14 protein-coding genes are annotated in these 13,330 nt (G+C 36.3%); 6 read left to right on the forward strand and 8 right to left on the reverse strand.

Annotated features, from left to right (window positions below):
• The first annotated feature begins 30 nt into the window (after positions 1–30).
• The 6 genes from G504_RS0107140 to G504_RS0107165 all read left to right on the forward strand — a co-directional run bounded on the left by G504_RS0107140 (position 31) and on the right by G504_RS0107165 (position 5,837).
• The gene (locus tag G504_RS0107140) at positions 31–843 is read left to right on the forward strand and encodes an enoyl-ACP reductase FabI (protein WP_019669469.1); all 813 of its coding nucleotides are present in this window, start codon (positions 31–33) and stop codon (positions 841–843) included.
• 66 nt (positions 844–909) lie between these two features.
• Positions 910–1,926: a glycosyltransferase gene (locus G504_RS0107145; protein ID WP_019669470.1), complete on the forward strand. Its 1,017-nt coding sequence runs from the start codon at positions 910–912 to the stop codon at positions 1,924–1,926.
• Positions 1,926–2,882, forward strand: coding sequence for a CdaR family protein (locus G504_RS0107150; RefSeq protein WP_019669471.1), 957 nt, complete (start codon positions 1,926–1,928; stop codon positions 2,880–2,882). Before G504_RS0107145 ends, G504_RS0107150 begins: the two co-directional genes overlap by 1 nt.
• Positions 2,879–3,466 carry a dephospho-CoA kinase gene (gene coaE, locus G504_RS0107155; RefSeq protein ID WP_019669472.1) on the forward strand — a complete coding sequence of 196 codons (588 nt, stop codon included), beginning with the start codon at positions 2,879–2,881 and terminating at the stop codon, positions 3,464–3,466. The genes G504_RS0107150 and coaE overlap by 4 nt, the downstream gene beginning before the upstream one ends.
• 79 nt (positions 3,467–3,545) lie before the next feature.
• Entirely contained in the window at positions 3,546–5,126 is a 1,581-nt protein-coding gene (locus G504_RS0107160; RefSeq protein WP_026348447.1) for a sensor histidine kinase, read from the forward strand.
• Between the two features lie 6 nt (positions 5,127–5,132).
• Positions 5,133–5,837, forward strand: coding sequence for a response regulator transcription factor (locus tag G504_RS0107165; RefSeq protein ID WP_019669474.1), 705 nt, complete (start codon positions 5,133–5,135; stop codon positions 5,835–5,837).
• Between the two features lie 48 nt (positions 5,838–5,885).
• On the opposite strand, the gene G504_RS0107170 is transcribed toward G504_RS0107165, so the two are convergent.
• The 8 genes from G504_RS0107170 to G504_RS0107205 form a co-directional block, all read right to left on the reverse strand.
• Complete coding sequence (locus G504_RS0107170) at positions 5,886–6,389, reverse strand: gluconokinase (protein ID WP_019669475.1); 504 nt, start codon at positions 6,387–6,389, stop codon at positions 5,886–5,888.
• 1 nt (position 6,390) lies between these two features.
• On the reverse strand, positions 6,391–7,302 hold the full coding sequence (miaA, locus tag G504_RS0107175) for a tRNA (adenosine(37)-N6)-dimethylallyltransferase MiaA (RefSeq protein WP_019669476.1): 912 nt from the start codon (positions 7,300–7,302) through the stop codon (positions 6,391–6,393).
• Positions 7,302–8,144, reverse strand: coding sequence for an ion transporter (locus G504_RS0107180; RefSeq protein ID WP_019669477.1), 843 nt, complete (start codon positions 8,142–8,144; stop codon positions 7,302–7,304). Before G504_RS0107180 ends, miaA begins: the two co-directional genes overlap by 1 nt.
• The gene (locus G504_RS0107185; protein WP_019669478.1) at positions 8,141–9,262 is read right to left on the reverse strand and encodes an exonuclease domain-containing protein; all 1,122 of its coding nucleotides are present in this window, start codon (positions 9,260–9,262) and stop codon (positions 8,141–8,143) included. The genes G504_RS0107180 and G504_RS0107185 overlap by 4 nt, the downstream gene beginning before the upstream one ends.
• A 37-nt stretch (positions 9,263–9,299) precedes the next feature.
• The gene (locus G504_RS0107190; RefSeq protein ID WP_019669479.1) at positions 9,300–9,956 is read right to left on the reverse strand and encodes a YggS family pyridoxal phosphate-dependent enzyme; all 657 of its coding nucleotides are present in this window, start codon (positions 9,954–9,956) and stop codon (positions 9,300–9,302) included.
• A 95-nt stretch (positions 9,957–10,051) separates the two neighbouring features.
• Positions 10,052–11,302 (reverse strand): DUF1015 domain-containing protein, encoded by a 1,251-nt coding sequence (locus tag G504_RS0107195; RefSeq protein WP_019669480.1) that lies wholly within the window; start codon positions 11,300–11,302, stop codon positions 10,052–10,054.
• A 4-nt stretch (positions 11,303–11,306) separates the two neighbouring features.
• The gene (locus G504_RS0107200; RefSeq protein ID WP_157473184.1) at positions 11,307–12,197 is read right to left on the reverse strand and encodes a 3-hydroxyacyl-CoA dehydrogenase family protein; all 891 of its coding nucleotides are present in this window, start codon (positions 12,195–12,197) and stop codon (positions 11,307–11,309) included.
• 57 nt (positions 12,198–12,254) lie between these two features.
• On the reverse strand, positions 12,255–13,220 hold the full coding sequence (locus tag G504_RS0107205; RefSeq protein WP_019669482.1) for a Gfo/Idh/MocA family protein: 966 nt from the start codon (positions 13,218–13,220) through the stop codon (positions 12,255–12,257).
• Positions 13,221–13,330 lie beyond the last annotated feature (110 nt).

Below are 13,330 nucleotides of genomic sequence, written 5' to 3' on the forward strand. Positions count from 1 at the left end.
TGACTTCAAATCAAACCAAAGCACTTTAACATGGCGTATAATTTATTAAAAGGGAAAAAAGGAATTATTTTTGGGGCACTAGACGAAAATTCTATTGCTTGGAAAACAGCCGAACGTGTTCATGAAGAAGGCGGTACATTCGTCCTGACCAATGCTCCAATTGCCATGCGGATGGGTCAGATTAATGCTTTGGCAGAGAAAACCGGTTCGCAAATAGTGCCTGCGGATGCTACCAATGAAGATGATTTGAATGCTTTGATTTCCAAATCAATGGAAATTTTGGGAGGAAAGCTGGATTTCGTTTTACATTCAATCGGAATGTCGGTTAATGTCCGTAAAGGACGTTTATATACCGATGAAAAATATGACTTTACCACTAAGGGCTGGGATGTTTCTGCACTTTCGTTCCATAAGGTTATGCAAAGCTTATACAAAGCAGACGCCATGAATCCCTGGGGAAGTATAGTGGCATTGACTTATATGGCTGCGCAACGCACATTTCCCGATTATAATGATATGGCAGATAATAAAGCTTATCTCGAATCTGTTGCCAGGAGCTTTGGTTACTTTTTTGGAAAAGAGAAGAAGGTAAGAGTTAATACTATTTCCCAATCTCCCACACCAACAACAGCGGGGCAGGGGGTAAAAGGTTTTGACAGCTTCATTAATTATGCGGAAAAGATGTCCCCCTTGGGTAATGCAACTGCTCAGGACTGCGCAGACTATACCGTATCTCTTTTTTCAGATCTTACAAGAAAAGTTACGATGCAAAATTTGTTTCATGATGGTGGTTTTTCAAGTACAGGCGTGAGCCAGGAGGTAATTGAGCATTTTGCAGAATAACAGCATCTAAAAAATTAAGAAGCCATCCCGGTACAGGATGGCTTTTGTGCATACCTTAGTTGTGATATGAAACTTTCTTTTTCTTTAATTATTCCTGTGTTTAACAGGCCTGATGAAATTCGCGAACTTTTAGAGAGTCTCTTGCATCAGTCCTATGATGAGTCATATGAAATAGTAATCGTGGAAGATGGCTCTCTTAATACCTCCAAAAACGTTATTGAGGATTATAAAGAAAAATTGAATATTAACTACCTGTTTAAAAATAATACCGGGCCGGGAGATTCCAGAAACTATGGAATGCGCAGGGCTGGTGGGAATTATTTCATAATACTGGATTCAGATTGTATAATTCCTGTTAATTATCTCGAAAACGTAGCCACGTCCTTAAACACTAAATATGTAGATTGTTTCGGTGGTCCTGATGCAGCTCATCACACATTCTCAAATGTTCAGAAGGCCATTAATTATGCCATGACATCTATTTTAACTACCGGAGGCATCAGAGGTAACAGGAAAGCTGTAGATAAATTTCAGCCAAGAAGTTTTAATATGGGGATTTCCAAAGAAGCTTTTGAAGCATCTGGAGGTTTTGGGAATATACATCCCGGAGAGGATCCTGATCTAAGTATGCGTTTATGGGAAAAAGGGTACGAAACTAAATTGATCAGGGAGGCTTTTGTTTATCATAAGCGAAGAATAAGCTTCAATAAGTTTTTTTCACAGGTTAAAAAGTTTGGTAAGGTACGTCCAATCCTTAATAAATGGCATAAAGGTTCTTCCAGGATATTCTATTGGTTTCCTTCACTTTTTTGCCTGGGCCTCATAATTTCTTTGTTATTATTGGTCATTGGGAGAGGGAGATATCCATGGCCCGGGATACTTTATGCTGTGTATTTTGCATTTATTTTTTTAGATGCTTTACTAAAGAATAAAAATTTAGTAGTAGCTTTTCTCTCTATTATTGCTGTAATTATTCAATTTTTCGGTTATGGATACGGTTTTTTAAAATCAGCAATCTTGGTTAACTTTAGCAAAAGTAAGCCACAGGAAATTTTTCCCGAATTGTTTTTTAGACAAATATAATGGAGCAGAAAGAAGTCAAAAGGAGTAATGACAAAAGAAAGATTAACATCTTTTTAATTTTCCTTCTATGCTCTTTTCTTGCCTGGCTTGTGAGTAAATTATCTGAAACCTATGTTGACCGGACTACTTTTGACCTGGAATATATTAATGTTCCGGATAGCCTGCTTTTGGCCGACAATACTTTTAAGCAGGTAGACGTTAAGCTCAGAGCCAGCGGGTTTCAATTTCTGGGATTTAATTTTAATAGAAAAATAATCAAGGTTGATTTGTCGGCTATAGAAAATAACGATTCTGATTTTTACATTGCGGAACTAGATTTCAGGAAACAGATAGAGCGTCAATTATCTGCTTCCATTACTCTCCTGGAAGTAGATCAGGATACAGTGTTTTTGGATTTTTATGAGCTTGGCTCCAAAGAAGTTCCTATCTCTCCCAATATTAACATAAACCCTGCCCAGAATTATCTTGTAGATGGGAAATTAGCTATTGAACCTTCGCTTGTTGTAATAACAGGGCCTAAGAATGAGTTGGATATTGTTAACACGGTTTCGACCTCTGTAGTTGAACTCAATGAAATTACTGAAGATTTTACAATAGTGGTTGATCTTGTTTTACCGGAGGAGTTGAAGAATTCTGAATTATCGGAAAAAAATGTAAAGATCTCAGGGAATGTTTTTCGATTCTCGGAAAAAGTATTAAAAATCCCGGTTGAGGTTATTAATATTCCTGAGGGGACCCAAATAAAAACTTTTCCCAATTCACTGGAGGTTCTCTGTAAAGCCAGAATAGAAAGATTGAAGGATATTGGTCCTTTGGACTTTAAGATTGTGGCGGATTTTCAGGAAGAAAGAGGGGGTAATCAAAATCTTCGGGTAAGCCTTATAGAAAAACCGGATAATGTATACAGTGTTCAGTTGTTGGAGAATGAAGTGGAATTTATCTTAAAACGCGAATGAAGATAATAGGATTAACGGGTGGTATTGGTAGCGGTAAAACAACAGTGGCCAAATTATTTGAAGAATTAGGGGTGCCGGTTTATAATTCTGATTTGAAAGCCAAAAAGTTAATGCAAAATTCTAAAAAGCTCAGAACTGCAGTTATTGATCTTTTAGGAAAGGAGTCCTATGTATTACAAAAGTTAAATAAAAAATATATTGCAGATAAAATCTTTGACGATAAGGAATTACTTCAAAAGCTAAATGCCATAGTTCATCCGGCTGTTAGACAAGATTTTATTAAATGGGCAAAAAGGAAAAGTGCTCCATATGTGATACAGGAGGCTGCAATACTTTTTGAAAACAATTCGTATAAGACATTTGATAAGATAATTCTTGTAAAGGCCCCAAAAGAGGTCCGTGTGCAAAGAGTCTTAACAAGAGATGCCATATCTGAAAAAGAGATCTTAACACGGATGGAGAATCAGTGGGATGATTCAAAAAAGATTCCTTTGGCGGATTATGTCATCGAAAATACGGACTTGGAAAAGACCAAAATACAGGTTGAAAAAATCCACCATGAACTTACTAAAATGGTGGCCTAGGTGCTTTTTTAACATTTTTGTTAAGGTTAGGTTAAACAGGCAATCCGCTAAATGTTAAATTTTTAAATTTACCAAAACGATGAATAAGAGATTATTTGTTAGCCTGGTCATTTTAATGAGCCTCTCTCTTATTGGGATTATCTCTGTGCAACTGTATTGGATAAAAAGTTCTGTTGAAGATAAAGAAGAACAATTTTCAAATACAGTTTCGGAAGTTCTCAATAAAGTAATAGACAAAATTGAAGACCGTGAAATGGGCGATTACTCCGAGAGGTTTTTAAATCTTAAGGACAGCGTAGGAGAGTTTAAGAGTTCCCATTTGAGCAACATATTTTTTATTGATCGGGATATTAATTCTAACGAAATTCTATTCTATTCGCATGGAATTTTGGAAGAAGATTATAATATCGCATCTACGTTCTTTGACAGTGGCAATGGTAATGATACCACAACAATAAAAAATTACACTAGTAAACGCACGAAAACCGTTTATAAAGAAGATTTTGGACTGGATGGTAAAAGCTATAAACTGAACCCAATACAAAAATTGGAGAAAGTAGGCGGCTTGTCATCTATTGATAAGGCAATTTTTGACGATGTCTATCGTGAATATGCAGAAAAAGTTCCCATCCATAAACGCGTTACAATACAGGAAATAGAATTATTGCTGGACCGCGAGCTGGAGAATCGGGGTATGGATATTGAATATGAGTATGGAGTCTACAGCAAGGGCTTGCCTACCAAATTGAAGTCTAAAAGATTCAAATATGGGGGTACAACATTATATAAAGCTCCATTCTTCAAGAACAGTGAAGGGATAAGTAATTTTACATTCTTATTGTCTTTTCCGAAAAAGAAAAAGTTTTTACTGCAAACCATTCTTGGGATGGCGATCTTATCTCTGGTTTTCACTCTTATCATCGTAGTGGCATATGCGGGTGCAATTTATCAGTTAATAAAGCAAAAGCAAATCTCAGAAATAAAGTCAGATTTCATAAATAATATGACGCATGAGTTTAAAACACCCATTGCTACAATAAACTTGGCGGTTGAGGCAATAAAAAACCCTAAAATTATTGGAGATCAGGAAAAGGTACAGCGGTATTTGCAAATGATAAGGGAAGAGAACAAAAGAATGCATGCGCAGGTTGAAAATGTTCTTAGAATCTCTAAACTGGAAAAAAACCAGTTAGATATAAGTAAGGACAGAGTAGATGTTCACGACATTATAAAGAAAGCAATTACGCATGTACAGCTTATTGTAACAGATAGAGGAGGGTATATACGAACTCATTTAGACGCTTCAAGATCAGAAGTATTGGCAAATGAGATGCATTTTGGAAATGTAATAGTAAATATTTTGGACAATGCAGTGAAATATTCACCAGATGCTCCTAAAATTGATGTTTTTACAGAGATTGCGAATAATTATATTGTCATTAAAGTACAAGACCAGGGTGCAGGAATGAGTAAAGCTGTATTGAAAAAAGTTTTTGAAAAATTTTACAGAGAGCATACCGGAGATATACATAATGTTAAAGGGCATGGGCTAGGGTTAGCTTACGTAAAGAAAATTGTTGAAGATCACCAAGGGGAAGTTTATGCTGAAAGTGAAAAAGATAAAGGAAGCAGCTTCTATATTAAATTACCATTAATTTAAAAATTTATGGAAACAGAAAACAAAAAAATACTTTTAGTAGAAGACGATCCAAACTTTGGAATCGTTTTAAAAGACTACCTATCCATGAACGATTTTGATGTTACGTTGGCAAAGAATGGCATGGAAGGATTTGAGAAATTTAAGAAAGATAATTATGATATCTGTATATTGGATGTGATGATGCCTTACAAGGATGGGTTTACGCTGGCCAGGGAAATTCGGGAGAAGAACGAGAATGTTCCAATTGTATTTCTTACGGCTAAAACCATGAAAGAAGATGTTCTTAAAGGCTATAAAGCAGGTGCTGATGATTATTTGAACAAACCTTTTGATTCTGAAGTCTTGCTAATGAAAATAAGGGCTATTCTTCAGAGAAAAGCTTCAAATACCCTTGCTGACAGTAAACAGTTTGAATTTAACATTGGGAATTTCCACCTGAATTCCAAACTAAGGTTTCTTAAATATAAGGATGAGGAGCCCATAAAATTATCTCCGAAAGAGAATGAATTATTAAGGCTGCTTGCTTTGCATGAGAATGACCTTATGCCGAGAGAATTGGCCCTGACGAAAATTTGGCGTGATGACAATTATTTTACCTCCAGAAGTATGGATGTTTATATTGCCAAATTGCGGAAATATCTTAAGAGAGATGATGTTGTGGAAATTTTGAATATACACGGCGAAGGCTTCAGACTTGTCGTAAAAAGCTAAATTCATTTAAAAGATCTTTAAATCAGGCACCATTTAGTGGTGCCTTTTTTATTGGGATTCTAATAGTTCTAAGATGCGTTTGACTATTTGTCCGGCAGACTGATTAATAGAAACCCTAATGGCATTTCCGGGTATTTCCAGAGTTTCAAACTGAGACTTGAGCAATGCTGCAGGCATAAAATGACCTTTTCTTTGGTTTAAGCGGCTCATTACTTCATCAAAAGAACCACTAAGATAAATCCAGCTCACGTCATTTTCCAGGTTATTCCCTAAGATTTTCCTGTAAGATTCTTTTAACGCGGAGCAACCTATAATTGCACCTTTTTCACGTTGGTTAAGTGCTATTTTATTTAAACTCAATAACCAATCCATTCGATCATCATCGGTTAATGGCTGTCCCGATGCCATTTTTTTCACATTTGCTTCAGGGTGGTAGTCGTCACCATCGTAAAAAGGAATTTTAAGTTCATCAGAAAGTAAATTGCCAATTGTAGATTTGCCACAACCGGAAACGCCCATTATAAAGTAAATTTTTGAATCCCCCTGCATCATCCTACATATTTTGTCTTAAGTACATAATTTTATCAATTATCTCCTCAAATGAAGTGTTTTTCTCTGCCCAAACGATATTCTTATTTTTTCTAAACCAGGTTAATTGCCTTTTTGCAAAACGCCGTGTATTTTTTTTAATTTCGGAAATAGCAAAATCCAGGTCCCATTTTCCATCAAAGAAGTTAAAAAGCTCTGTATAGCCAACAGTTTGCAGGGCATTTAAATTTTTGTGTTTATATAATGACCTTGCTTCCTCAACAAGTCCGTTTTCAATCATGGTATCTACCCGTTTATTGATCTTGTCATAAAGGATGCTTCTTTCTGTGGAAAGGCCTACCATAATCGTACAGAATGGTCGGGGATCCTTTTTTTTATTTATAAAGGAAGAATAAGATTTGCCTGTACCCAGGCATATTTCCAGGGCACGAATGATTCTGTGTGGATTTTGAATATCTGCCTTGGCGTAATATTGAGGATCGAGTTCTTTAAGTTGATTTTGTAAAACTTCAATCCCTTCTTTTTTAAGACTGGTATTTAAATTAGCTCGTATTTCCCTGTCAATCTCAGGGAAAGCATCTAAACCCTGGATAACCGCATCAATATATAAACCACTGCCGCCCGCCATTACAACATAATCATGCTTCTTAAATAGATTATCGAGAACCTTGAGGGCATCCTTTTCAAAATCCCCCACATTGTAAGCTTCGTGAATACTTTTGTGTTGAATAAAATGATGGGGTACAGATTCTAATTCATGCCCGGAAGGAACCGCTGTACCTATTGTCATTTCTTTATAAAATTGTCTGGAATCCGCAGAGATGATCTCTGTTTTGAAATAAGTTGCCAGATCAATGGCCAGTTTTGTTTTGCCAATAGCAGTTGGCCCTACAACCGTAATAAGCACCTTTTTCATTATAGTTTACCCCCGCAATTAAAGCAGTGCTTTGCCTCAGGTGGATGTCCCCCGGTTGAACAATTTTCACAGATTATTATTTCTTCGCCGGAATCCTTTTTCTCTCCCTTGGCAAATTCAACAGTTACAATTCCGGTTGGGACTGCAATAATACCATAACCAATAATCATTATTAATGTAGCAATGAATTGCCCTAATCCGGTTTCGGGTGAGATATCACCATAACCCACTGTTGTTAGAGTTACAATGGTCCAATATACACTATGGGGTATGCTATTGAAGCCATGTTCAGGACCTTCTATTAAATACATAATTGTCCCAAGTATAACAGAAACAACCAGCATAAAGAAAACAAAAATGAAGATTTTGGTTCTGCTGGCTTTTAAGGCTCTCAACAAATTATTGGACTCTCCAATGTAGCGGACTAATTTTAGAATCCTGAATACACGAAGAAGTCTTAATGCCCTGAAGGCCGTAATATACTGAGATCCTCCAATAAAAAAGGATAAATATTTTGGGATAGTAGAAAGTAGATCAATAATGCCAAAAAAACTAAAAATATACCTGGAAGGCTTTTTTATGCATATAAGACGCAGTATGTATTCCAGGGTAAATAAAATAGTGACTATCCATTCCGAAATATTAAGAAAAGAATGGTATTTGGCATCTATTGTCGGAACGCTCTCCAGCATCACTATAATAACACTGTACACGATAACCACCAGGAGAACTATATCAAATAGCTTACCTGCCGGCGTATGAGTGCCGTAAATTATTTCATGAAGCTTATATTTCCAGCCTTTTTTTGGTATAAATTCTGGCTCTATCTCTGTATCCGTCACTGTTGGTTTTTCAATTCAATAATCTCAAGTACTTTTTTGTCTCTAAGGTACGATTCAATAATTTTGCTTGTATACCGGGTGTTATTCATTGGGGTAATAATTGATTCTAAGATATGAATATTATTTATTTGATAGTTCAGGTTATAGAAACCCAAACCAGTAAATTCCCCGTTTTTGATAAGTATAGCACTGCGTTCACCAAATTCTCTCCCTTTATCGACTATGATTAAATTATCAGATAGAATATCATAGCCATTAATTTTCACTTGATGGTTTTTATTTGAGACCGCAATTTTTTTGCCCTGTGTATTATATTTAGGTTGATTCTTTACAAGTTCTTCATTTTCTTTCAACAGTGCTACCAATTCACTGCCGGTTTTTTCATAGGTGACCTTTTTGGTTTCTTTCTGAATTTGTCTTGCAAGGTCTCCACTCTTTATAAAGTGGCGGTTAACCCGCTTTTTGATATTGTTACTTTTTCCCAGAAAAATGATTTCACCATCTTTATTGTGCATATAATATACCCCTACTTCGGTTGGCAAACTTGCCACGATATCCAGCTGCCTTTGAGAGAGTTCACCCAAAGACTCTTCTCTCACAATCTCTTTTATTATTGCCTTATCAGTATCTTTGGTGAGCAAAAGTTTAAATAATTTTAATGTGGCCAGGGCATCGCCGTTAGCCCTATGACGGTCACTAACCGGGATTCCTAAGGAGCGAACCAGTTTGCCCAGACTATGTGATTCGGCATCAGGAATCAATCTTTTGGACAGATCAACTGTGCACAGGGTTTTCCTTTCAAAATCGAATCCTAATCTTCGAAATTCCGTTCTTAAGATTCTGTAATCAAATTGGGCATTGTGAGCTACAATGACAGTATCCCTGGTTATTTCAACTATACGTTTTGCCACTTCACAAAACTTAGGAGCTGAGCGTAACATTTTGTTATTAATCCCTGTAAGATTAACAACAAAAGGCTGAATTTCTTTTTCCGGATTTACAAGGCTAATGAATTTATCGACAACCTTATGGCCGTCAAATTTGTGAATGGCAATTTCGGTTATCCCTTCTTCATTGTATTTACCTCCTGTGGTTTCTATGTCAAGTATAGCGTACATTTAAACTTTTACAAATTCCTGTTTACCTACATTTAGATTATTTATTTCTAACACCAAAGATACTACTTCCTATGCGTACCATTGTACTGCCTTCTTGAATTGCAATTTTGTAATCTCCGCTCATACCCATTGACAGAACATTTATACCTGGTATGTTGTTCTTTATTTTTAAATAAATTGAACTCAAATATGCAAATTCTTTCCGGATTTGTTCCTCATCATCAGTAAATGTGGCCATACCCATCAACCCCTGAACGGTTATATTTTTGAGGTTTCCAAATTCCGCTGAATCTATTAATTCCAGTAGCTCTCCTTCATCAAGTCCGAATTTTGTTTGTTCCTCGGCAATGTGCATCTGAAGCAAGCAGTTGATCTTACGATTATTTTTTATTCCCTGCTTGTTAATCTCTTTCAGGAGTTTTAAGCTATCTACACTATGAATCAGAGAAACAAACTCTCCCATGTATTTTACTTTGTTCCTCTGAACATGCCCTATCATATGCCATTCAATGTCTTTGGGTAATTCAGACCATTTAAGAACCATTTCCTGAATTTTGTTTTCGCCAAAAATGCGCTGACCAGCTTCATAGGCCTCCATAATTTCCTCCTTGGTTTTGGTTTTGGAAACTGCAACAAGGCTTACATCCTGGGGAAGATCATCAAGAATTTTGAGAAGATTATTTTTTATGGACACTTATTTTAATTTGAAATTAGTAAATAATTTAAGATCAATGAAGGAGTTAGGTTTATTCCATATCCGAAAATGTTGGTTATAAACGGGCTTAATATTTAGCCTTTGGCTGAATCTAAATCGTAGATAACGAGTGCACTTCTGAGTTTTGGTTCAATATAGGTGCTCTTTGGAGGCATAACCAATCCCGCGTCGGCAATTGCCTTTATCTCTTCAACATTTAAAGGAACCAACCCAAAACCTACTGCGAAGTTCCCTTTATCAATTTCATCTTTCATCTTAAGGACATTACGCTTCCCATGGCCGTATTGGATTCGTTTATCATTTCTTAGATCTTTTATTTTAAGAATAGGTTCCAGAATTGTCTTGTATAAGATTTGAGTATCTAATTTATTTAGTACGTCAGAATGTTGATAAACTTTTTTTCTTAGGTATAAGGAATAAAATGAGCCATTTAGATACATACTAAAATGATGCTTCTTGTGGGGCCTGTACAATTGATTTCCAAGATTTTTAATTCTATAAAATTTATCTAGTTTTACAAGGAATTCTTCCGGCGTATGACCATTCAGGTCGCTCACCATTCTGTTAAATTCAAATATTTTGATCTCAGATTCGGGAATTAAATAACTCATAATAAAATTATAAGGTTCCCGGCCTGTATGCCCCGGGTTTTCCTTTTTTGCCCTAAGGGAAAGGAGGTTGGAAGAAGAACTTCTGTGATGCCCATCTGCTATATATAAAGAATTTACTTTGGCAAATTCATTTTGTAAATTTTTTAATGTACGTTTTTCCGATATTTTCCAAAGGGTATGTGTAACATTGTCCGGGGTTGTGAAATGACATTCCGGAATATTTTTTATCTCCGAAGCAACAAGGGAAGCAACCTCATTGGTGTCCGGGTAAATCATTAAAACCGGTTCTGCTTTAAACTTTACGGCATTGAGATAATTCGCAAATAACTTTTCCCTTCTTTCAATGGTGTTTTCGTGTTTTTTAATTACGGAATTCCTGTAATCCTCAGTACTGGTTCCACATATTATTCCGCAGCAATTGAAATCATTTTTTACAATTTTATAAATATAAAAGCTTTCCTCATTGTCCTTTAACAGGATTTTGTCTTCCAAAAACTCCGAATATCTGTTGTACACAAGTTTAAAACGCTCCATCCCCGAAACTGTTTTATTAAACCTATACCCCGGATTTATTATATGCAAAAAAGAAAATGGATTGTAGTTTAAGACACAGTCTAATTCTTTTTTTGAATACTCTTCATAAGAACGCGAAGCAACAAATGGGGTTTTATCGTTTACGGGTCGTACCGCTTTAAATGGTTGAATAATTGCCATAGGCTTAGTGTACGAATTGTTTTGCTACTTTTTCCGCCTTGCGGGACTCTGAATAGTCATAGAACCCTTCCCCCGATTTAACTCCTGTTTTACCTGCCATTACCATATTAACAAGAAGCGGACATGGTGCGTATTTAGGGTTTTTAAAGCCGCTATACATAACATTAAGAATTGAAAGGCATACATCAAGGCCAATGAAATCTGCCAACTGTAAAGGTCCCATGGGGTGTGCCATGCCTAATTTCATTACCGTATCTATCTCTGTTACACCTGCTACATTATTGTACAGGGTTTCAATAGCTTCATTTATCATGGGCATTAAGATCCTGTTTGCTACAAATCCGGGATAATCATTTACTTCAGTTGCTGTTTTGCCTAATTTTCTTGAAATTTCCATCACGGTTTTGGTAACGCTATCGCTTGTACTATAACCTCTTATAATCTCCACTAATTTCATTATTGGAACCGGGTTCATAAAGTGCATCCCTATTACCCTGTCCGGTCTTTTTGTAACCGCTGCAATTTGTGTTATGGATATGGAAGAAGTATTGGTCGCCAGAATTGTGCTTTCTTTGCATTGACCGTCTAATTCTTTAAAAATTCCCAATTTCAGATCTACATTCTCACTTGCCGCTTCAATAACCAAATCCACTTCTTTCACTCCTTCCTGCAGAGAAGAATAGCTGGTTATATTCGCTAATGTGTTAGTCTTAAGGTTTTCAGTAATGACATTCTTTACCAACATCCTGTCCAGGTTTTTGGATATCGTTAGGATCCCTTTATCCAGTGCTTCCTGCGAGATGTCAATCAAATGTACTTTGTATCCGTTTTGTGCAAAGACATGGGCAATTCCGTTACCCATAGTTCCTGCTCCTATTACTGCAATTGTTGTTATCATTTTAAGCGGATTGAGGAGTGAGAATTCTGTTATTCAATTTTGGTTCCAATACTATTAGTTTTTGAAAGATGAAATTATCTGTAAAGCTACATTGAGAGCCTGAGTGCCTTGTTTTAGAGTTACTACCGGAGTGTTGTTAGTGTTTATGGCCCATGCAAAGGTTTCAAGTTCATCCCGGATGGCGTTATTATTTAGAATTTCAGGATTCTCAAAATAAATTTGTTTTTTTTCTCCTTCTGCATTCTGAAGGACCATGTCAAATTCTCCCGGTATTTCAGGGGCGTCTTTCATTTTTACAACTTCGACCTGCTTTTCCAGAAAATCAACGGATATATAGGCATCGCGTTGAAAAAACCTGGATTTCCTCATGTTTTTTAATGAGATTCTGCTTGCCGTAAGATTGGCAACACAACCATTTTCAAATTCAATTCTGGCATTGGCAATATCCGGGGATTTGCTGATAACTGAGACCCCACTCGCATTTATTTTTTTTACTTCGGACTTAACCACACTGAGAATTACATCTATATCGTGAATCATTAAATCTAATACTACAGGAACATCAGTTCCTCTGGGGTTGAATTCGGCCAGCCGGTGGGTTTCAATGAACATAGGGTTCTCAATATTGTTCTTTACCGCCGAAAATGCCGGGTTAAAGCGTTCTACATGCCCTACCTGTCCTTTCACCTTATTCGCTTGTTCAATTTTCAAAAGTTCCTCGGCCTCCTGCAGGGTGTTGGTAATTGGTTTTTCAATAAAAACATGCTTTCCTTTCTCCATTGCTTTCTTAGCACATTCATAATGCGATAAGGTGGGTGTTACAATGTCAACGACATCTACTTCATCCATTAAGGAATCGATATTTTCAAAATAGGAATAGCCGAATTCCGCAGCAACCTTTTCACTGTTTTTTGAATCTGGGTCGAAAAATCCAATTAAATTATATTCAGGAGATTCATTCAGAAGGCGCAAATGAATTTTTCCTAAATGACCTGCGCCTAATACGCCAACTTTGAGCATAAATTTGAGTTTCCTCAAAAATAAGGAGATTAATTCTAAATTAAGCTAATGTATCCCATGGAATATAGCCATAGTTCCAATTGGATTTTCTAATTTTAGCGACACAAAAT

The organism is Eudoraea adriatica DSM 19308 (genome assembly GCF_000382125.1).
GTDB lineage: Bacteria > Bacteroidota > Bacteroidia > Flavobacteriales > Flavobacteriaceae > Eudoraea > Eudoraea adriatica.